Origin of the sequence: Luteibacter aegosomatissinici, assembly GCF_023078495.1 — a bacterium.
Classification (GTDB): domain Bacteria; phylum Pseudomonadota; class Gammaproteobacteria; order Xanthomonadales; family Rhodanobacteraceae; genus Luteibacter; species Luteibacter aegosomatissinici.
Genome location: NZ_CP095742.1, coordinates 1,992,254 through 2,010,869, shown reverse-complemented (window position 1 = coordinate 2,010,869; position 18,616 = coordinate 1,992,254). Strand labels below are relative to the sequence as shown.

The 18,616-nt window shown below is 64.4% G+C and carries 20 protein-coding genes; 10 read left to right on the top strand and 10 right to left on the bottom strand.

Annotated elements, in window-relative coordinates:
• The first annotated feature begins 36 nt into the window (after window positions 1-36).
• The 3 genes from L2Y97_RS08980 (at window position 37) to L2Y97_RS08970 (ending at window position 3,639) form a co-directional block, all read left to right on the top strand.
• Complete coding sequence (locus tag L2Y97_RS08980) at window positions 37-1,401, top strand: amidohydrolase family protein (RefSeq protein WP_247435673.1); 1,365 nt, start codon at window positions 37-39, stop codon at window positions 1,399-1,401.
• Window positions 1,402-1,408: 7 nt separating this feature from the next.
• Window positions 1,409-3,427 (top strand): hybrid sensor histidine kinase/response regulator, encoded by a 2,019-nt coding sequence (locus L2Y97_RS08975; RefSeq protein ID WP_247435670.1) that lies wholly within the window; start codon window positions 1,409-1,411, stop codon window positions 3,425-3,427.
• Between the two features lie 65 nt (window positions 3,428-3,492).
• Window positions 3,493-3,639, top strand: a complete 147-nt coding sequence (locus L2Y97_RS08970; protein ID WP_247435668.1) for a hypothetical protein — start codon at window positions 3,493-3,495, stop codon at window positions 3,637-3,639.
• Here L2Y97_RS08970 and L2Y97_RS08965 read toward each other — a convergent pair.
• Window positions 3,636-3,821, bottom strand: a complete 186-nt coding sequence (locus L2Y97_RS08965; protein ID WP_247435665.1) for a hypothetical protein — start codon at window positions 3,819-3,821, stop codon at window positions 3,636-3,638. The genes L2Y97_RS08970 and L2Y97_RS08965 overlap by 4 nt on opposite strands.
• A gap of 202 nt (window positions 3,822-4,023) precedes the next feature.
• On the opposite strand from L2Y97_RS08965, the gene L2Y97_RS08960 reads away from it, so the two are divergent.
• On the top strand, window positions 4,024-4,719 hold the full coding sequence (locus tag L2Y97_RS08960; protein ID WP_247435663.1) for a Crp/Fnr family transcriptional regulator: 696 nt from the start codon (window positions 4,024-4,026) through the stop codon (window positions 4,717-4,719).
• On the opposite strand, the gene L2Y97_RS08955 is transcribed toward L2Y97_RS08960, so the two are convergent.
• The 3 genes from L2Y97_RS08955 to L2Y97_RS08945 all read right to left on the bottom strand — a co-directional run bounded on the left by L2Y97_RS08955 (window position 4,709) and on the right by L2Y97_RS08945 (window position 8,334).
• Window positions 4,709-7,582 (bottom strand): TonB-dependent receptor, encoded by a 2,874-nt coding sequence (locus L2Y97_RS08955; RefSeq protein ID WP_247435660.1) that lies wholly within the window; start codon window positions 7,580-7,582, stop codon window positions 4,709-4,711. The two genes, L2Y97_RS08960 and L2Y97_RS08955, sit on opposite strands and share 11 nt — an antisense overlap.
• 202 nt (window positions 7,583-7,784) lie before the next feature.
• A complete protein-coding gene (locus L2Y97_RS08950) occupies window positions 7,785-8,024 on the bottom strand; it encodes a hypothetical protein (RefSeq protein WP_247435657.1) in 240 nt (79 codons plus the stop codon).
• A 64-nt stretch (window positions 8,025-8,088) separates the two neighbouring features.
• A complete protein-coding gene (locus L2Y97_RS08945; RefSeq protein WP_247435654.1) occupies window positions 8,089-8,334 on the bottom strand; it encodes a DUF2188 domain-containing protein in 246 nt (81 codons plus the stop codon).
• 264 nt (window positions 8,335-8,598) lie between these two features.
• Between L2Y97_RS08945 and L2Y97_RS08940 the strand changes: the two genes are divergently transcribed.
• Window positions 8,599-9,648 (top strand): TraB/GumN family protein, encoded by a 1,050-nt coding sequence (locus L2Y97_RS08940; protein ID WP_247435651.1) that lies wholly within the window; start codon window positions 8,599-8,601, stop codon window positions 9,646-9,648.
• Here L2Y97_RS08940 and L2Y97_RS08935 read toward each other — a convergent pair.
• On the bottom strand, window positions 9,558-10,619 hold the full coding sequence (locus L2Y97_RS08935; protein ID WP_247435649.1) for a DUF4105 domain-containing protein: 1,062 nt from the start codon (window positions 10,617-10,619) through the stop codon (window positions 9,558-9,560). The genes L2Y97_RS08940 and L2Y97_RS08935 overlap by 91 nt on opposite strands.
• Before the next feature lie 189 nt (window positions 10,620-10,808).
• Here L2Y97_RS08935 and L2Y97_RS08930 point away from each other — a divergent pair, with 189 nt between their 5' ends.
• Window positions 10,809-11,492: an HAD family hydrolase gene (locus tag L2Y97_RS08930; protein ID WP_247435646.1), complete on the top strand. Its 684-nt coding sequence runs from the start codon at window positions 10,809-10,811 to the stop codon at window positions 11,490-11,492.
• 1 nt (window position 11,493) lies between these two features.
• Here the strand turns inward: L2Y97_RS08930 and L2Y97_RS08925 are convergent, their stop codons facing one another.
• The 4 genes from L2Y97_RS08925 to L2Y97_RS08910 form a co-directional block, all read right to left on the bottom strand.
• Window positions 11,494-11,868 carry a response regulator gene (locus L2Y97_RS08925; protein WP_247435644.1) on the bottom strand — a complete coding sequence of 125 codons (375 nt, stop codon included), beginning with the start codon at window positions 11,866-11,868 and terminating at the stop codon, window positions 11,494-11,496.
• Between the two features lie 174 nt (window positions 11,869-12,042).
• Window positions 12,043-12,564 (bottom strand): tetratricopeptide repeat protein, encoded by a 522-nt coding sequence (locus L2Y97_RS08920; protein WP_247435642.1) that lies wholly within the window; start codon window positions 12,562-12,564, stop codon window positions 12,043-12,045.
• Window positions 12,565-12,631: 67 nt separating this feature from the next.
• A complete protein-coding gene (locus L2Y97_RS08915; RefSeq protein ID WP_247435639.1) occupies window positions 12,632-14,344 on the bottom strand; it encodes a patatin-like phospholipase family protein in 1,713 nt (570 codons plus the stop codon).
• Between the two features lie 70 nt (window positions 14,345-14,414).
• A complete protein-coding gene (locus tag L2Y97_RS08910) occupies window positions 14,415-14,774 on the bottom strand; it encodes a DUF1304 domain-containing protein (protein WP_247435636.1) in 360 nt (119 codons plus the stop codon).
• Between the two features lie 146 nt (window positions 14,775-14,920).
• Here L2Y97_RS08910 and L2Y97_RS08905 point away from each other — a divergent pair, with 146 nt between their 5' ends.
• Genes L2Y97_RS08905 through L2Y97_RS08890 form a run of 4 tightly spaced genes read left to right on the top strand, consistent with a single transcriptional unit; the run spans window position 14,921 to window position 16,428 of the window.
• Window positions 14,921-15,208, top strand: a complete 288-nt coding sequence (locus tag L2Y97_RS08905; protein ID WP_247435634.1) for a hypothetical protein — start codon at window positions 14,921-14,923, stop codon at window positions 15,206-15,208.
• Between the two features lie 45 nt (window positions 15,209-15,253).
• Complete coding sequence (locus tag L2Y97_RS08900; protein WP_247435631.1) at window positions 15,254-15,616, top strand: UBP-type zinc finger domain-containing protein; 363 nt, start codon at window positions 15,254-15,256, stop codon at window positions 15,614-15,616.
• On the top strand, window positions 15,609-15,944 hold the full coding sequence (locus L2Y97_RS08895; RefSeq protein ID WP_247435628.1) for a tRNA-binding protein: 336 nt from the start codon (window positions 15,609-15,611) through the stop codon (window positions 15,942-15,944). Before L2Y97_RS08900 ends, L2Y97_RS08895 begins: the two co-directional genes overlap by 8 nt.
• Before the next feature lie 4 nt (window positions 15,945-15,948).
• Window positions 15,949-16,428 (top strand): YaiI/YqxD family protein, encoded by a 480-nt coding sequence (locus tag L2Y97_RS08890; protein WP_247435626.1) that lies wholly within the window; start codon window positions 15,949-15,951, stop codon window positions 16,426-16,428.
• Window positions 16,429-16,436: 8 nt separating this feature from the next.
• On the opposite strand, the gene L2Y97_RS08885 is transcribed toward L2Y97_RS08890, so the two are convergent.
• Window positions 16,437-18,494 (bottom strand): putative bifunctional diguanylate cyclase/phosphodiesterase, encoded by a 2,058-nt coding sequence (locus L2Y97_RS08885; RefSeq protein ID WP_247435623.1) that lies wholly within the window; start codon window positions 18,492-18,494, stop codon window positions 16,437-16,439.
• Window positions 18,495-18,616: the final 122 nt, after the last annotated feature.

Genomic DNA, 18,616 nt, shown 5'->3' with positions numbered 1-18,616 from the left:
GTGACGGGCTCCCAGACGTTTATTGAAGGATCTCCGATGACCGTGCCCCGCCCCCTGCTCCTTGCCACCGCCCTGCTCGTCGCGGCGACCGGCGCCCACGCCGCCACCGTTATCCGCGGGGCGCGCGTTATCGATGGGACGGGCGCCCCGGCGAAAGAGGATGTGACCCTGGTCGTGGATGGCGACCACTTCTCGATGGTGGGGCCCGGGTTACGGGTGAAGATGCCCGACGGAACGAAGGTCGTGGACTACACCGGCAAAACGATCATCCCTGGCCTCATCTCCGATCACTCGCACATCGGCCTGGTGGATGGAACGAAGGCCGGCCAACCCGCCCTTTACTCGCGAGAGAACGCACTGCGCCAGCTCCGCCAGTGGCGCGCCTATGGCGTCACCACGGTAACCACCCTGGGCATAAACAACCCCGAGGTGTTCTACCCCTTGCGCGCCGACCTGCATGCCGGCAAGGCCGACGGGGCCGACCTGTTCGGCGCCGACCACGGTATTGGCGTGCCCAACGGGGCGCCGCCGGCGAAGATGATGCAGGCCGGCTCCAGCCAGCTGGACCGTCCGGCCACACCCGATGAGGCCCGGGCGGCAGTCGATGCGGCCGCCGCGCGCGGCACCGACCTGGTGAAGATCTGGGTCGATGACTTCAACGGCACGCTGCCGGTCAAGATGACGCCGGAAATCTGGCGTGCCGTGATCGCCGAAGCACATGCGAAGCACCTTCGCGTCGCCGCCCACGTGTACTACCTGGACGATGCGCGCAAGCTTGTCGACGACGGCGTGGATATCCTCGCCCACGGCGTTCGCGACAAGCCCGTGGACCAGGGCTTCATCGACGCCATGAAGCAGCACGGCACCTGGTACATCGCCACGCTGGACCTCAACGAAGCGGCGTACATCTATGCCCGGCATCCGGCGTGGATGGACCAGCCCTTCTTCAGCCATGCCGTCCAGCCGGCGCTCGCCACCCAGTTCGCCGACAGCGCCTGGCGCGACAAGGTGCGGGACGATCGCGCCACGCCGGTCAACGAGGCTGCGCTGAAAACGAACGAACAGAACTTCAAGCGGATTTACGATGCCGGCGGCAAGGTAGGCTTCGGTACCGACTCCGGCGCGACACCACTGCGCATCCCGGGCTTTGCGGAGCACCGCGAGCTGGCGCTGATGGTGGATGCTGGCCTTAGCCCACTGCAGGCCCTTAACGTGGCGACAGAGCGCGCCGCGAGCCTGCTGGGCCTGGATGACCGTGGCGTCATCGCCAACGGCAAGCGGGCCGATTTCGTCGTACTCGGCAGCGACCCGACGAACGATATTGAGGCCAGCACCCATATCGAGGCCGTATGGCAACGAGGCGTACAGGTATCAGGCAAGGTCACCGACTTCACGCCGTGAGCCATCCATGACCCCTCGCTCGCCCGAGCCCTTCGCCTTCCTGCCGATGGAATCGCCCACGGCCGCGGAGATTCGTGCGTTCGACTGGTCGAACACCGAACTTGGGCCTGTCGAGACGTGGCCGCCAGCGCTCAAGACCATGCTTGCCACGATGTTCGACACGCCACGCCCCATGTTCCTTGCCGTTGAGGCGGGCCAGCAGTTCTTCTTCAACGACCCCTACCGGCCCATGCTGGGTCGGCGCCTGCAGGGCGCCATCGGCAAATCGTTCCGCGCGCTGTGGCATGACGTGTGGGACGAGGTTGAACGCCATGTCGAGCTGGCCATGCGGGGCGAAGGCAGCATGCACCTTGATCTACCCCTGCGCATGACCCGGCACGGTTTCGAGGAGGAAACCTGGTGGACGTTTTCGTTCGCACCGATGCGCGACGAGCACGGCAAGGTGTTCGGCATGTATGCGATCACGAACGAGACGACACGCGCCGTACGCACCACGCAGACGCTACGCGAGCTCAACGCCTCGCTCGAGGTGGAGATCGACCAGCGCACTCGCGAGCGCGACCAGGTGTGGGCCATCGCGCGCGACCTTTATGTGGTGATGACGCGCGACGGGCACTATCGCAACGTGAATCCTGCCTGGCGAACCGAGCTGGGTTACGCGCCCGATGACCTGATGGGCGTCGGCTTCGAAGAACTCATCCACCCCGACGACCTCGACCGCGCACGGGACGCCGTGAGCCAGATGATCGATGGTGAGGTGGTGGAAGACCTTGAACTGAGGATCCGTAGCAAGGATGGCCAGTTCCGCTGGTTCGCCTGGACCGGCGTGCCTGATGGCGATGTGATCTACGGCATGGGCCGCGACACCCAGCGGCGCCGTGCCATGGATGACCAGATGCGCCACGCACAGAAGCTGGAAGCCCTGGGCCGGCTGACCGGTGGCATCGCCCACGATTTCAACAACATCCTGGGGGGCATCGGTGGCGCGATCGAAGTCGTCACCGAGAGGATGGAACAGGGCCGCGTGGATGGCTCGCGCCGGCTACTCGATGCGGCGCGTGGCGCCGTGCAACGTGCCGCGGGGCTCACGCACCGGTTGCTCGCGTACTCGCGCCAGCAGGCGCTCTCCCTCTCTGACGTGGATGCCAATGGCATCGTCCATGGCCTGGACCTGCTGCTGCGCCCCCTGCTGGGCGAGCAGGTGAATCTGCAGGTCAACATGACGGAGAGCTTGTGGCGCACGCTTTCGGATGCCAGCCAGCTCGAAAGCGCCATCCTCAACCTGGCCATCAATGGCCGGGATGCCATGCCGCACGGGGGCACCCTGACCATCGCCACGCGAAACGCGGAGTCGGTGGACATTGGCCGAGGTGCCTCGGATTACGTGGTCGTGGATGTGACCGATACCGGCACCGGCATGTCGGCATCCGTGATCGAAAAGGCCTTCGATCCGTTCTTCACCACGAAGGCCATTGGCCAGGGCACCGGCCTTGGCTTATCCATGGTCGATGGCTTTGCACGGCAAACCGGTGGCCGCGCGATCATCACCTCAGCGCCTGGCCGCGGCACGACGGTGAGCCTGTGGCTGCCGCGCCACATCGGCGCACCGGCGGCGAAGCACTCGCATATCGAAAACCGGTCGCGCCAGGGTGGCGGCCGCCACGTGTTGCTCGTCGAAGACGAGGCGATGCTGCGATCGCTTACCCGCGAAGTACTCGAAGAGGCCGGCTACACCGTCAGCGATTGCGCCGAAGGCAACGAGGCGCTGCTTCTGCTGGCCGCGGAGGATGCGCCGGACGTACTCGTGACGGACGTCGGCCTGCCAGGCATGGATGGGCGCCGGCTCGCGCAGGCTGCCCGGGAACGCTGCCCCACGCTGCCCGTGCTCTTTATCACGGGGTACGCGTGGGAAGCCTTTGCCGACAGCCCAGTCCTGCCCGAGGGCTGTGCCATCCTGAGCAAGCCGTTTTCGGTACATGCCCTTGTAGACGCCGTCGCCGACCTTATCGACGGCACGTCGGCATAACGCGCGCATTCCATTTCCTTGACCCATCCACGGGGACACTGCGTCTTATGAAGCCCGGAGCCCCCATGAACCGCACGCGCTACTACGCACTGATCGCGTTGATCGTTGCCATGCTTGCGATATTCGTGGTGGGCGCTATCCGCAAGGGCGGCCCCGCGGGTGATGTGCCGGATGACGGGCGTGCGCCTGCCACCCAGCCGTCAGGCCACTAAGCGGGCTCTGCCTCTTCGGCGCCCTGCCTGGACGCCTCTGCAGCGGCGCGTTGCATCGCCACGAGGAAATCGACGCCGTAGCGCATGACAAACGGCGCGACAGTGCCTGGCACGCAGCCATCGGGCAGTGCCGGCATCGTGGTGGTATCAAGCTGATCGAACTGCGACGAACGACTTGCCATGGCCTTTGCGGCCCCCTTTCTGGTATTCCCCCGCCAACCTAGTTATCGGAAAGGCCGCGCGCCGTCAAGACCAGGGCCACCTGCGGCATTTGGGCGCATGCCGCTGACCGTCCCGGCCCCGCAGGATCCTGCGGCCTAAAATGGCGCTGCACGCTCCACGCGTGCGGGAGGTTTACCTGTGCACTACGCGTCCGACGTCGCCATGCCCCCACCTGCCCTGCGCCGTGGCGCCGCCTGCTGCAACGCCTCATGTCGCCATGCTCACACCTGCCAGGCGACGCGCGGCGGGGCCGCCGAACTGCTGGCCATGCGCGATGTGGTCGAGCGTGTCGGGCCGTTCGCCGATGGCGACCGCCTCGTGCAACCCGATGCGCCCCACCTGGCTGCCTATGCCGTCCTTTCCGGCCTCGCCATGACGGTAGGTGGCGGGCGGATCCTCGCGTTCCACCTGCCCGGCGAGCTGTTTGCGCTGGACGTCGCGCGGCAAGGCCAGCATATGACCTCCGTCGTCGCGGTGGGCAAGACGTGGTTTTGCCGCTTCCCGCGCGCGGCCACCGACGCCTTGTGCGAGCACGACGACGCCATCGCCAGCCACCTGCGTGGCTTGCGCCGGCAGGAGCGCCGCCGAGCCACGCTGGGCGGCGACACGCCTGCCCTCGCCCGCGTCGCGTTCTTCCTCGACGACCTGCTTGCGCGGCGCCGCCAGGTCGAACCCGATACCACCTTCATACCCTTGCCGATGTCACGCGACGACATCGGTTCGTACCTGGGCATGAGCGCGGCCACGGTAACGCGCATGCTGGGTCGCCTGCGCGCCGAAGGCATCCTGACGGTCAGGAACGACGGGATCGATATTGCCGATCCCGCCGCCCTGGCCGGGCACGGCCTTACAGTTTGACCTTGACGCCCACGGTGAAGAATCGCCCGACAATGCCGCCCTGGGCGTACGTCGGGTTGTAGTTGAGTGCCGCGTAGTTCAGTGGATCGAGCGGCGGCTTGCGATCGAACGCATTGAGGATCGAACCGGTGATCGAGATTTTCTCGGTCAGGTCGTAGCGCCCGGTAAGATCGAACTGCGTGAATGACGACATCCGGCACGACGCAGGAAAATCCTCGCCCGTCGTCGTATTCGTCGACTGGCACCCTGGTGCCACATCGGGCGCGGTGAGCTTAAGGCCGCTCGTGTAGTACAGGGTGCCGGTGATGTTGAGCTTACCCATCTGCAAACTATTGGCCCACGAACCACGGTAACGCGGCGTACCCGCGCCCGACGACAACCCATACGGCCCATGCGTGCCGACGTACTGCAAGGTCGTCCCGTCCTGCAAGGTCAACGTCCACGAGATGATTTTGGTGAGGTTGATTTCACTGGTCAGCCGCACGTTCTCGCTGAAGTTGAAACCGCCCTTGAGATCGAGGTCGATGCCCTTGGTCTTCAGCGCGTTCTGGTTGACGTAAGGGGCGACCACCACCAGGGGGCGCGGCAACGCATCGGGGGCGGCCGGATCAGGCACATCAGCGATGATATTGGATGCCGTCGGCAGTGGCTGGCCGTTGTAGTAGGCATCGAGCACCGCCGCCGGGCTCTGCTGGCCGATCACCCCGGTCTTCTTGATCTGGTAGTAATCGAGCGATGCGCTGAGGTCCTGGGTCGGCTGGAACAGGATACCGAACGTATAGCTCTTCGAACGCTCCGGCTTCACCTTCGGATTGGCCGAGGTAAGGAACGCCAGCGGGTACGGTTGCACGTAACCACTGTTGTTGTGCAGCTCCTGGAATTCCGCAGGCGGCGTGTAGGTCGCGAAGCCTTCGGATTCGCTTGAGCCGTTCTCCGCAAAACTGGGGGCGCGGAAGCCCTTGGAGAAGGTCCCGCGGAACGCCAGTTCGTCAATGGGCTTCCACTTGATGCCGATCTTTGGCGAGAAATTCCTGCCGAAATCGGAGTAATGGTCATAGCGCCCGGAAACGTCCACCTCCAGTGACTCGAGGAACGGTGCATCGAGCTCCACATAAGCACCCGTCACCGTGCGGTTGCCTTTGGTATGCGCAATGCCGAGGCCCTGCGCCGCCAGATCAGGGTTGAGATCCGGGTCGTTCTGCTCTTCGTGGCGCACGTCGATACCCGTGGCCAGCCCAAGCGAGCCGCCGGGCAAATCCATGAGTGGGCGGGTCACCCGGAAATCGAACGACTGCAAGTCACTGGTCGATGTCTTCTGCAGCGTCGGGGCCAGTGAACGCAGCAGTTCCGGCGAATTCGCCGAGGGATTGATGAAGTTATACGTTCCGTTGGTGACCGCGGCGATCAACGCGTTATAGTTCAGCAGGCCCGGCGTGTTGATGTCGAGCGACTCGTGGTTGAACACCAACGCGGTATCGTAGCTCCAGTCGCCCCAAGTACCGGTCATGCCACCGGTAATGCGCAGGTTGTGGTTCTTGTTGTCGCCACCACCCAAGGCGCCCGGGAAGGTGTAGTTGATGAGCGCGGCCTTGCCCTCAGCGGCAAACGGGTTGTTCGGGTTCAACGAGCCATCGGGCAGCGTCGCTGGAAGCGCGATGGCGTTGGTGTTGTTCGGCGTACTGGCCTGGATCTGCGGTGGTGGCCCGCGGAAATCGGTGCGTACCTGGTAGTAGCTCGCATCGATGTAGGCCTGCGAGGTATCGCTCACTTTCAGGGTAAACCGGCCGTAGATACCCTGGCGCTCCATCTCCGGCGCGATGTCGAAATACCGCGTGCGGTTATATGCGCAGTAGCTTCCGGGGTTGTTGGGATCATCCGTGACCAGTGTGCTTCCGGTGCCGCAGGGCACGAGCGGTTGCGCGACCGCGCCCGGGTCCGGAATACCGGTCGTCACATCACCAGGCGTACCCAGCGTGCCCGGCGTCACCGTACCGAACGTCGAACCGGAGTTCTGCGATGGCTGGCCGCCGATCAGGTTGTTGCCACCGCTACGGCGCAGGTCGTTGGTGTTGTAGGGATAGCCACGGTCACCCACCTTGATCCGGTCATCTTTCTGGTACTCGGCGCTGAAGTACGCATTCCAGCCATCCTTGCGCAGGTCACCACCGCCAAACAGCACCGTGCCTCGGCGCGTCGTACCGCCGCCGTGCTGCGATGTACCCACGTCCGCGCTGAACTCCGTGCCCTTGTAGCTGGGGCGCAGGATGATATTGACGACACCTGCGATCGCATCGGCGCCATATAGCGATGACGCGCCATCCTTGAGCACCTCGATACGCTCAATCGCGTTCGACGGGATCGTATTAAGGTCGACAAAGGAGCGCTGCCCGTCGTCCGCCAAGGGGTAGTTCGCCGCTCGCCGGCCATTGATAAGCACCAGCGTCGAGTTCACGGTGAGGCCGCGCAACGCCACCCCGGATGAGCCGGCCGCGAAGCCGCCGGTGAATGCTGGCGGGATGGAGCCACTGTTGTCGGCCGATACCGCCCGGATCACATCCGACACGGTGGTGAGGCCACTCTTCTGGATTTGCTCGGCGGTGATGGTCGTCACGGGTGACGGCGTCTCAACGTCGATGCGCGGAAGCGCCGAACCCGTCACCGTGATCGCGGCCAGTTCGGTCGTGCCCTTCTGGTCATCCGGCGGCGGTACCGGCTGCTGCGCGGCTGGCGCGGGCGGGGGAGGAGCGGCCGATGGGGGCGGCGCATTCTGGGCCGCGAGTGTGCCGCAGGTGCAAGCCAGGGCGGCAGCGATGGACAAAGCGAGGCCGTGGCGCCTGAGCGCCATGTGTGCGTGCGTTTTCATTGTGAGTCTCCGAAGCCTTAGGGGAGTGGGGCTGGGACTTTGCGGGGCGGGAATATGCGAAAAACGCAACATTCACGCAGCCGCAATGAAAACCTACGCCGTGTAAACGACCTGTACCATCGGCCATTCGGAATACCTTGCGCCGCGTTGCGCGGCGCTTTCTGGCATGGCCTATGCAGGTATCCCGTAGCAGGTCGAGGCGTTATTCGTGCTCGCCCGGGTCAAACCCCTCGCGCTCTTTCATGAGTTTCCGCGCGGCGGCCACACCTAGCGCCATGCCTTCGCTGCACGCATCGTCCTCGTTTTCGTGCAGGGTGGCGCAGAGCTTTTCCTGCAGCTCTTCGCCGTCTTCACTGATGACGTACTTGCCGCGCCAACGGCCGGGCTTCGCGACGTAGCACGAACCTTCAACGTCGAAATAACCAATCTTGCGGTGTGCCATGGGTAGCTGGTTCCTCCGTAAGGCCACCATCCTATCCATCGCACATCAACGTGACGTGCAGCCGCTACTGCAGGCTCTGCACCGGCCGCTTCGCGTTCGACTCGAATTCACGCCACACGCCATCCGCGCCCTCGACCGACACCAGTACCTGCAACTGGCCCTGCGTTCCCAGCAACTTCGATTGCTGCACTGCATAAGCGATGGCAGCCACGCGCGATTCGAAGTTTTCCGTCGGCACGCCATTGATCTGGACATGCCAAAGGCCGGCCAGGTCGGGATTGAACGGAATGTCGTAGATAACCAGGGCCATGGGTACGACGCTGCTCCAGCGCATAGGCTATGCCGCCGGTCCCATCCCTATGGGTTCTTACGGTCGGACGAGGAAGCTTAGCCCTCCCGTTACGCCGCTACAACGGAAGGCCACGTGGCGAAACCTTCACGGCGTGTGCACATAAATCGGCGCGAAGCACTTTCCGCAAGATCCTCCGCCCATCCCTGGCGCAGGTGAATGCAAGGCGAGCGTGCCGCCACATGTGCCGCGATTCCACCCAGCCCGCTCGGCTAGACTGCGCGCATGAGCCGACACCCCCGCCTTCCCCTGCTGTTTTTTTCACTTTCCCTGGCGTTTATGTCGACGGCGACTGCCCAGGTACCGCCGCCCGCCACCAGCGTCCCCACGCTCGAAGCCGTGACCGTCAGTGGCATCCAGCCTGGCCCGGGGCTCTGGCGAGCCACCCGGGGCGACCATGTGCTCCTGATCCTCGGCACCCTGTCACCCATCCCGGGCAACATCACGTGGAAGACCGACGAGGTCGATGATGCGGTTGCCCATGCAGGCGCACTGATCCTGCCCCCGCATACCGAGGTCAAACCCAACGTCGGCTTCTTTGGCAAGCTGGCCCTGTTGCCGTCCCTCATCGGTGTGCGCAATTCCCCGGATGGCAAGACACTGGAAGAGACCGTGCCGCCCGATGTCTACGCGCGCTGGCTTACCGTGAAAGCGCGTTACATTGGCGACGAACGCAAGATCGAACGTTATCGGCCCATTTTCGCCGCCATCGAGCTCTACAAGCAGGCCGTGAAGAAGTCGGGGCTGCGCAAGTCGGGGTACATTACCGATGCGGTAGTGGCGATGGCCAAGGCGCACAATGTGAAACAGGTGCCCGTGGAGTACACCCTGCTCGTGGATGACCCACGTGCCGTCGTAAAGGAATTCAAGCGATCGACCCTCGACGACCTTTCCTGCTTCACCCAGAGCGTCGACAACATCGAGCCGCAACTGGCGGCCATGCGCGAACGGGCTAATGCGTGGGCCACGGGCGATGTGGACGCCTTGCGCGACGAGCGCCGCGCGAAACAGATTTCCACCTGCCTGGATGCCGTCACCGAAGGCGGCCTGGCGCAACGCATCGGCCTGACCGATGTACCTGCGCAGGTGCGCACACGCTGGCTTGCAGCCGTCGATTCGGAAACCGCGACGAACACCCAGACGGTGGCGATCGTGCCGCTGGACGACCTTATCGGCCCGAAGGGCTACCTCTCCGCGCTCGAGGCCAGGGGCTTCAAGGTGGAGTCGCCCGATGACGGCGATGCCTCCGACAAGGCCGCCGGCGGCACGCCCTGACGGATCACCGCGGAGAAATCATCGCCGGCTTGGGCAGCACGCGCGCGGTCGGTGATACGGCCGAGGCGGCGCCACTCGTCGACAGGCATGCGGTTATCCAGCGCGCCATTGTCCATCAGGTACTCGGGCAGGTATCCGGTCAGCAGCAAGCGGATATCCATGGGCAGGCCCCGGTCGATGCGGCGGGCCATCCGGTAGACGATGGTGGTGCAATTCGAGGTAATCGTGTTGTAGAAGCGAGGCTTTTCCACGAGCCGGTTCGCCGCGTCCACGTAGGAAACGAACAGTGAGCGCATAGCCTCGTGCGGCATGCGCAGGGGAAACAGGTAATCGTCTTCACCGCGCACATTGGTACGCACGCCAATGATGTCGCGCTCGTCCGCAGCGATCAGTACCAGTTCGAACTGCTTGAAAAAGCCGCCGACCTCGGAGAAGGCCTCGCCTTTTTCACGACGGATCTCCATGGAAAAAACGATATGGCGACCATCGTCGAACCCGAATGAAAGCATCGCATGGGCGATGGCTTCGCTCGACCAATAGGAAAGCACCGCATCGGCCGAAACCAGGTGATCGAGGTCGTATTCCCTCGTTTCCCAACGGGCGTCGTAGTCGTCGTCGGCGCGCCAGGTGAAATTGCGGACGTTGTGCAGGGTGACCCGGCTACCGCTGACCTCGCCGGAAAGGAGGTGGGCGACATCATCGGCCCAGAGGCGATCGTTTCGCGGCGGGATCATTACCCACCACCCCATAAGCACCGCCAGCAAGGCCATGAGGCACAGCGGGGCCCACCACAGGCGCCAGCCAAACGTCGCCACGAGGAGCGCAAGGTAAAGCGCCGACCAGGCGATGGCGCCGGCCGCGCGAATGGGTGGTGGCCCGGGCAGTTGGTAACGAAGGGCTAGCGCGCCCCAGGCTCCGGAAACGAAGAGCAGTAATCCGGCGATGGCGCCAGCCACGCTACGAGCAAGCATGCGGCGTTTTCTCATGACGTGGATCGCGACCAAGGGCTCATGCCACCAGCGTGAACGGAGCGGCCTGCCAGTGCAATCGTTTTCACACCATAAAAGGCCATCCGGAATATGGCGCTGTGCCACCACCCGCGCTATGGTCAACTGAAACGGGGCATTATCCGGCCGCTAGTGCGGCCATCGGGGGCAGGCATGGTGCGTTTTCCCGCAACTCCCCAGGCCATCGTGTTTGACCTGGACGGCGTCCTATTCGATACCGAAGCCCTTTATCGCGATGCCCTGCTCGGCGCGGCGGCTGATGTCGGCATCGATCTGCCGCTGGCCGTGTGCCAACGCATGGTCGGGCTGCATGGGCAAGCCGCGCGCATGCTGCTGCGCGAGCACGTCGGCGAAGACGTGGACCTGGATGATGTCTGGGAGGGGGCATCCCGGCGCTACCATGCCATGTTCGAAACCGACTTGCGCCTGAAACCGGGCGTCATGGCCCTGCTGGATACGCTGGATGAGTTCGGCATGCCCCGGGCCATCGCCACCTCCTCGCCCCACCGCACCGCGATTCATCACCTCGAGGCATTCGGATTGCGCGATCGCTTCGATGCACTCGTGGCCTCGGGTGACTGCGAGCGTTGCAAGCCTTTCCCCGACCCCTACCTTCGCGCCGCCCGCATCCTCAACAAGCCGGCCCATTGCTGCCTCGCCCTGGAAGACTCACACGCAGGGGTGCGCTCGGCCGTGTCCGCCGGTATTCCCACCATCATGGTGCCCGACCTGCAGCAGCCCTCGGCTGAGGTGCGCAGGTTGTGCGCGAGCGTCGTCAGCGGCCTCGACGAAGTGAACGGGTGGCTACGGAAAGCCTGCGGCGCCCAGGCTTCCTGACTCAGCAGGGGCGCGGGGCGCTGGCCTCTCGAATGGCCTGCTCCAGCTGCTGCGCGCTGTAGGGCTTGCGGACCATGGGTGCGCGATAGCGCGTCGGGATATCCAACGGCAAGGTGCCGGTCGCGAGCACATAGGGAATGCCCCGGCGCTTCAATTCATCGAGGGCCGGGTAAGCCATGACTCCCTGCAGGTCCAGGTCGACCACCGCCACATCGCACCGCTCGACGTGAGCGAGCCGTATGGCCTCTTCAATGCAACCCGCGCAAGCCGCGACGTCATAGCCCAGCCGCGCTTCCAGCAGGTCGGTCAACGCGGATGCGAGGCCGGAATGATCTTCAAAAACAATGGCTCTGGGCACGGCGGAAGTGGTGGCCATATCGACACTCACGGCTAACGTTTCGGACTCCCCGCCACCGAAGCTACTACCGAATTTGCATGCAGGCCATAGCCCAACAGGCCGATATCAAACTTTTGCGCCTGCGTACTTTCACGTATGCGAACGCCGTCATTTTCTTGGTTCGATCTAATAGCCAAACGGTAACGAAAAACCTCAGGGTTTGTCGTTTGGCTCGACAATGAAGGGTGGCGCACCGCCGTCGCCCTTACTGCGTGTTCCGACATCATCGGCCACCCGGGACAGCCGCTGGGCAATGCGGGCGCTGTCCCGGCGCAGCTCATCGCCCGGCTGGCCCGCCTGGGCGCTGGCAATCATGGCGGCCTGGGCCTGCTTTAACCGAACCACGCCCAGGTTGTACTGGGCCGGCGGGTAGCCAGGACGAATCTGGATGGCGTGGTTGTAGGCGAGCACGGCGTCGTCCGGCTGCTGCAGGCGGAACCGCGCGTTGCCCAGGCGAAACCAGGCATCGGCGTCCCCCGGCTGGGCATCGACGATCGCCTGGTACCGATCGGCCGCCTGGCACATGTCGCCTGCCGCATAGGCGCGCCTGGCTTCATCGGCCTCTCGCGCCACATCCACCGCCGGTTTGGGCGGTGGCAACGTACCGTGGCCCGCGCACCCGGCGAGTAAACCAATGGCGATGGCGGCCGGCCACTGCAGACTGACTCGCAGCATGGATCGCACTCCTATGGTGCAGTTCGTCCTCCCGACATTGCCCGGCCGGACGACCATCCGTCAAATCTCACAAAAGGCCGAAGGCGCTCAACGCGCTGCGTATGCGCCGGGCAACGATCCCGAGCAGCAGGCGCTTCACATAGAACCGCCACGCAAGCCAGGTGGCAAAGCGCCCACCCAGGCTTGAGGTGGCCGCACCGTATAGCGCCTGCATGCGGCCCTCGACCAGCGGCATGAGCGCATCCACATCGAGCGCACCCACGGGCCATGCCGGGACGGGTTCGCGCAGTCCCTGGCAACCACCGACGAGCGGAATGACGGGCGCAAACACCTCGCCATCGATCGTTCGCAGGTACCCGGCGAGCACGGGATCGCTTATCCATCCTGCGAAAATCGGATTGCTCGCGGGCACCAGGAGTCGCTCGGCGAGAAAACGCTGGCAGTTGCGCCGCCCCAGGAGGAAGTCGTGGTGGCGGTAAGCCTCGGCAAGGAAGCCCGAGAATCCGCCGAGCGCGCCAGCCGCCAACGCCCGCCCACCGATCCAGCGCGGGCCACCGGCAGCAGCGGGGCGGCTGGGCGCGATCATGAAGCGGCTGTACACCGTGGTATCAAGCGCAAGCGCCACCTCCTCGGGTTTGAACCGGGCCTGCTGTTTCCATGCACCGAACAGGGCGGCCATCGACTCAACGATGTTGGTATCGGCCGCCTCCACCGGCCCCGGCGCCTCGGCCTCCGGAAACGGATCGAGCATGATCACGATGCGGTTCACCCGGTTGCCTTCGCGCGGGTTACGGCCGAGCGTTCCCGCCAGCTCCGTGCGGGCCAGCTCGAAAGGCTCGTTATCCATGGCCCCACCATCCACGGCCACGAAGCGATAGTCGCCTTGCGCACCTTCGCCTTCAGCCCAGGCGGGCGGGATGGGAACGGGCGTGGCCTGGCCACCCTGGCCCGGCACGACCACTACGCGCTGGTCGTAATCAGCCCAGGGGCGTGCGACCTCGCGGTAGCGCAAACCCGCGGGAAACGCCGATGATGCAAGCGCGGCCTCCATCACGGCCTGCCAGTGTTCGCTGCCGGGATGGTTGGGACCATGGACGACACGCTCATCCGGATACTTCCAGACCGCCTCATAGCCGCCCTGCCCCGTGTCCACGGCGAAACGCAACCAATCGGAGTGGGCCATCATCCCGTGCCCGGGAATCTCCGGGTTGCCCTTGAACTGCACCATGTACGGCACGCCACGAAGGTTGGTGACCGTGAACACGCATTTCAGGGGATTCGCGATATACGGCCTGGCGGCGGCCTCCGGTCCGCCGTAGCCGAGCATCTCGCTGGCGATCGCGTCCAGGGGGGTCGAGTCCAGTAACGACATGATCGGCCGGGCCGGATCCGCAAGATCGGCCTTGCCCAGCAGCGCGCGGATATCGATGCGCTTCACCCAGGCATCGTAGAACGGATTACCGGTGCTGCCTCCTGCTGCCGGCCCAGGGTGGACATGCGGAAAGCGGTAGCGCAGCGCGATGGCCGACAACACGCCATTGATGCTGCCGGCGGATGCGCCCGAGATCACCCGCAACAGGACATCGTGGCTCGGCACGGGCACCCCCTTCGCGCGAGCCTCGTACCAGTGTTCAAGCGCCTCGTAGAGGAAATCGAGCACGCCGGCGGCATACGCGCCACCGGAAACCGCGCCGGCGAGGGCGAGGCCCAGTTCGAAGGTGCCGGGGCGGCAGGCGGGGGTTTCCCGGGGACGGGCAAGCGGCAACTCGGTGTCAGGCATCCAGCGTTGATCCGGTAGGTTCGCGCGAACGCCCCGCCCCCTCGGCGGCGTCTCGAAGATATTTACGGCGTTAGCGTGCCATCCACTGCGCCGCCAGCGCCAGCGCCGCAGGCAGTGCTTGCACGTAAAGAATGCGGCGGCTTGCGGTGATCGCGCCCCAAAGGCCCGCCACGACGACACAGCCAAGCCCGTAGAACACGAACGCCGTGGCGAACGGCTCGCGGAGCACCAGGCCCAGCACCAGGGCCACCACGAGGAATCCGTTGTAGAGGCCCTGGTTGGACGCGAGCGAAGCGCTTTCCTGGGCGAAGGCAGGCGTGATGCCGAACACACGTGGGCCACGCGATCGCCAAAGCACCATCTCAAGGACCACGATGTAGATGTGGATCAGGATGACGACCACGGTAAGTACGGTGGCTAGCAAGGGCATGGCGATCCTTCGTTGGCGTAATGCGCGCAGCATAGCGATGCCCACGCCCGGTATCACCTCTTTTGGCAACCCGCGACGCGACCCGTGGGTTTACGTAGGCCGATCGTTGGATTGCACGCGGGGCGGCTGCCGGGTCTGATAGCGCGATGCGCAACGTCATGGCAGCCCAGGAGATATCGCTGGAGGCCCTCGGGCTCCTCCAGGCCCTGCTGCATCACGATTACGACGAGGCGCACTTCCGCGCAGGCCACGTGGCGCGCCATGCCACGCTACACGAACACCTCCCCGTGGCCGACGCCGCCGAACGTATCGAGACCTTGCTGCAGACCGGCCCGGTGAACCAGGCTGAGCTGCGTATCGCCCTGCGCAGCCTTGCAGCATCTGTCGATCGTATGCATGCGGTTGCCCTTCGTCGCGCAGGGAAGCTGCTCTGAGCGGATGGCTCGGGTAGGATGCCGGGAGCTGCCCCGGAGCCTCCCATGAGCGACCATCTCAAGCACATCGACCCCAGCATCCCACCGAGCGGCACCGGTTGCGTGGAATGCCTCGCCACGGGCGACTGGTGGTTTCACCTGCGCCGCTGCACCGAGTGCGGCCATATTGGCTGCTGCGACGATTCACTCAACCGGCACGCCCGCAAGCACTTCCACGACACGGGCCACCCCGTCATCCAGAGCTTTGAGCCGGGTGAGGACTGGTTTTACGATTACCGCACCGACGAGGAAGTACGCGGCCCCCGGCTGGCCGATCCGCAGCATCATCCGCACGACCAGCCCGTTCCCGGGCCGGCCGGCGTCGTACCGCGCAACTGGCAACGCATCCTGATGGAACGCAATGACTGAACAGATTGACTGGGACGACTTCACGAAAGTGGTGATGGTGGCCGGCACGGTGGTCCGTGCCGATACGTTCCCCGAAGCACGGCGGCCCGCCTACCTGATCTGGGTCGATTTCGGCCCCTACGGCGAGCGCAAGACGAGCGCACAGGTGGCCGGGGTGTATCAGCCCGGTGACCTGGTAGGCCGGCAGATCATCGGCGTCATCAACTTCCCGGAAAAGCAGATTGGCCCCATCCGCTCGCAGTTCCTCCTGACCGGCTTTCACACGGATAACGGCGTGGTGATTGCCACCACCGAGCGTGCCGTGCCCAACGGCACGCGGCTGGCATGACGCCATGACGGACGACACAAACGCGAGCATCTGGGTCGATGCCGACGCCTGCCCCAACGTCATCAAGGACATCCTGTTCCGCGCGGCGGAACGCGAGCAGGTCGAGACAACGCTTGTAGCGAATCAGTGGATACGCACGCCTGCTTCGAAATTCATCCGTTCGATCCAGGTGGCTGGCGGCTTTGACGTTGCCGATGACGAGATCGTCCGCCGGGTCCAGCAAGGCGACCTTGTGGTAACGCAGGATATCCCGCTAGCTGCGCTGGCCATCGAGAAAGGCGCCATGGCGCTGCACCCTCGTGGCGAGATGTTTACCCGGGACACGATTGCAGCACGGTTATCCATGCGCAACTTCATGGAAGAACTGCGCGGTGCCGGGGTCGATACCGGTGGACCGGCCGCGATGCATCCGCGTGATCGCCAGAACTTCGCCAATGAACTCGATAAGTGGCTGGCGCGCCGACGCGTGCGGCCGCGCCCATAACGCTACGGTCAGGCCGTGGCCGGCACCGTGCGGGGCAGCTCATCGGCCGACACGGGGCTACCAAGCAGGTAGCCCTGCAGGGCGTTGCAACCCAGCCGCGTAAGGAGTTCCTGCTGCTCTACAGTCTCAACACCCTCGGCCACGATCTTCAGGCCGAGGGTCTTGCCGAGCGCGATGATCGCCGACACGATCGCCTCATCGTCGTTCCCGCAGGCCAGCTCGGTGACGAACCCACGATCAATCTTCAGCTCGTCGGCAGGCAACTGCTTCAGATAGAGCAAGCTCGAGTAGCCTGTCCCGAAATCGTCGATGGATATGCCCACGCCCAGCGCTGCCACCTGGTTGAGAATCGCGAGGCTAGTTTCCGCGTCGCGCATCGCCGTGGATTCGGTGACCTCCACCGTAAGGTGACGCGGCTCGATGCGGTGGCGCACAAGCGCATCGCGCAGCGTATCCACCAGCCCCACATGATTGAGCTGGGCGGTGGAGACATTCACCGCCACGGTCCAGTCGGCGTGCCCTGCATCGCGCCACGCGCGCATCTGCCGGCAGGCTTCATCGATGACCCAATTGCCGATCGGCACGATAAGACCGGTGCGCTCCGCCACCGGCAGGAACTGATCTGGCGGCACCAGGCCCTCGCCCGGCTTGTTCCACCGCAACAAGGCCTCCACACCCACCATGGGGCCATTGGGCGACACCAGCTTGGGCTGGTAATGCAAGGTGAACTCATTGCGGTCGAGCGCGCGACGCAGATCCTGCTGAAGTTTCAGCTGCTGGTGCACGTTGGCGTTCATCGCCACCTCGAAGAAGCGGAACGCGCGGCGCCCCTGCTCCTTCGCGTGATACATGGCCGCATCCGCATTGATCATCAGATCGTGGCGTGTACGGCCATTTTCCGGGTACAGGGCAATGCCCACACTGGCGGAAACGTGGGCCGTCACGTTATGGATCGCGTAGGGCTCGCTCAGAAGATCCACGAGCTCTTCGGCGAGAATCGCGGCATCTTCGGGCCCGCGGATATCCACCACGACCACGAACTCGTCACCGCCCAGCCGGGCGACCGTCTCCTCATCGCGCTTGCATGCCAGGATGCGGCGCGACACCTCCCTCAACAGCTCATCGCCCACGTGGTGACCGTAAACATCGTTCACGGCCTTGAAGCCATCAAGGTCGAGAAACAATACGGCGAAACGGCGGCCGCTGCGCGACGCGTTGTGGATGGCCTGGTCGATACGATCTTCGAGAAGCACGCGGTTCGGCAAGCGTGTGAGGTTGTCGTGCAAGGCCAACTGGAGCAACTCGCTGTTCGCCCGATCGAGCGACGTGGCAAGCATGCTCGCACGCGCATCCAGCGTGGCAACCGCCAATGCGATGGCAAACACGGACAGGGTCACGACGATGACGACGACCGCAAGGTACTTCACGTCCATGCCGCCGGCGACCGCGGCGCCGCACCAGCTGCCATCCGGAAAGTTTGCGGCAGCCATACCGGTGTAGTGCATGCCGACGATGGCACACCCCATGACAAGCGACGCACCGAAGCGCGCAACCCAGATGCGCCGGGCGTCCCGGCGCAGGCGGAACGCGATCCAGAGTGCCGCACCCGACGCGAGCACGGCGAACAGGACAGACAACGAGAACAGGAGCGGGTCGTATACGACGCCCGGCACCATCCGCATCGCCGCCATACCCGTGTAGTGCATGGCGGAAATACCCGCGCCCATCAGAAGCGCGCCGACCACCAGATGACGCTTCGGTAATTCGCTGTGGCAGACCAGCCACAGTGCGAACGCCGATGAGCCAACGGCGATCACCAGCGAGAGCACGGTCAACTCGATGTCATAACCCAGGGTGATGGGCAGGCTAAATGCGAGCATACCCACGAAATGCATGGCCCAGATGCCAAGGCCCATGGCAAAGGAGCCGCCCAGCAACCAGAAGACCGATGCCCTGCCGCGGGTACCGGCCACGCGCCCGGCCATGTTCAGCGCCGTGTAAGACGCCAGGATGGCGACGACGAACGAGAACGCGACCAGAACCGTGTTGTAGCTACTGGGGAGCATCAAGAGACCTGCAATGGGGAGATCGGGGTTCGCACCTCACCCAATCAATTTCGGTAGTTTCAGCGATTTCTTGAGCCAATATGCCGAAATTCACTAGCCGTATGACGGCTTTTCCCCTGTCG

What these genes read in the sequence shown, in the direction of transcription:
- L2Y97_RS08910 (WP_247435636.1), bottom strand. Translation starts at nt 14,774, where the DNA reads ATGCCCTTGCTAGCCACCGTACTTACCGTGGTCGTCATCCTGATCCAC.
- L2Y97_RS08980 (WP_247435673.1), top strand. Translation starts at nt 37, where the DNA reads ATGACCGTGCCCCGCCCCCTGCTCCTTGCCACCGCCCTGCTCGTCGCG.
- L2Y97_RS08975 (WP_247435670.1), top strand. Translation starts at nt 1,409, where the DNA reads ATGACCCCTCGCTCGCCCGAGCCCTTCGCCTTCCTGCCGATGGAATCG.
- L2Y97_RS08920 (WP_247435642.1), bottom strand. Translation starts at nt 12,564, where the DNA reads ATGCTGCGAGTCAGTCTGCAGTGGCCGGCCGCCATCGCCATTGGTTTA.
- L2Y97_RS08945 (WP_247435654.1), bottom strand. Translation starts at nt 8,334, where the DNA reads ATGGCCCTGGTTATCTACGACATTCCGTTCAATCCCGACCTGGCCGGC.
- L2Y97_RS08940 (WP_247435651.1), top strand. Translation starts at nt 8,599, where the DNA reads ATGAGCCGACACCCCCGCCTTCCCCTGCTGTTTTTTTCACTTTCCCTG.
- L2Y97_RS08935 (WP_247435649.1), bottom strand. Translation starts at nt 10,619, where the DNA reads ATGCTTGCTCGTAGCGTGGCTGGCGCCATCGCCGGATTACTGCTCTTC.
- L2Y97_RS08895 (WP_247435628.1), top strand. Translation starts at nt 15,609, where the DNA reads ATGACTGAACAGATTGACTGGGACGACTTCACGAAAGTGGTGATGGTG.
- L2Y97_RS08955 (WP_247435660.1), bottom strand. Translation starts at nt 7,582, where the DNA reads ATGAAAACGCACGCACACATGGCGCTCAGGCGCCACGGCCTCGCTTTG.
- L2Y97_RS08915 (WP_247435639.1), bottom strand. Translation starts at nt 14,344, where the DNA reads ATGCCTGACACCGAGTTGCCGCTTGCCCGTCCCCGGGAAACCCCCGCC.
- L2Y97_RS08885 (WP_247435623.1), bottom strand. Translation starts at nt 18,494, where the DNA reads ATGCTCCCCAGTAGCTACAACACGGTTCTGGTCGCGTTCTCGTTCGTC.
- L2Y97_RS08970 (WP_247435668.1), top strand. Translation starts at nt 3,493, where the DNA reads ATGAACCGCACGCGCTACTACGCACTGATCGCGTTGATCGTTGCCATG.
- L2Y97_RS08900 (WP_247435631.1), top strand. Translation starts at nt 15,254, where the DNA reads ATGAGCGACCATCTCAAGCACATCGACCCCAGCATCCCACCGAGCGGC.
- L2Y97_RS08960 (WP_247435663.1), top strand. Translation starts at nt 4,024, where the DNA reads ATGCCCCCACCTGCCCTGCGCCGTGGCGCCGCCTGCTGCAACGCCTCA.
- L2Y97_RS08925 (WP_247435644.1), bottom strand. Translation starts at nt 11,868, where the DNA reads ATGGCCACCACTTCCGCCGTGCCCAGAGCCATTGTTTTTGAAGATCAT.
- L2Y97_RS08965 (WP_247435665.1), bottom strand. Translation starts at nt 3,821, where the DNA reads ATGGCAAGTCGTTCGTCGCAGTTCGATCAGCTTGATACCACCACGATG.
- L2Y97_RS08930 (WP_247435646.1), top strand. Translation starts at nt 10,809, where the DNA reads ATGGTGCGTTTTCCCGCAACTCCCCAGGCCATCGTGTTTGACCTGGAC.
- L2Y97_RS08905 (WP_247435634.1), top strand. Translation starts at nt 14,921, where the DNA reads ATGCGCAACGTCATGGCAGCCCAGGAGATATCGCTGGAGGCCCTCGGG.
- L2Y97_RS08950 (WP_247435657.1), bottom strand. Translation starts at nt 8,024, where the DNA reads ATGGCACACCGCAAGATTGGTTATTTCGACGTTGAAGGTTCGTGCTAC.
- L2Y97_RS08890 (WP_247435626.1), top strand. Translation starts at nt 15,949, where the DNA reads ATGACGGACGACACAAACGCGAGCATCTGGGTCGATGCCGACGCCTGC.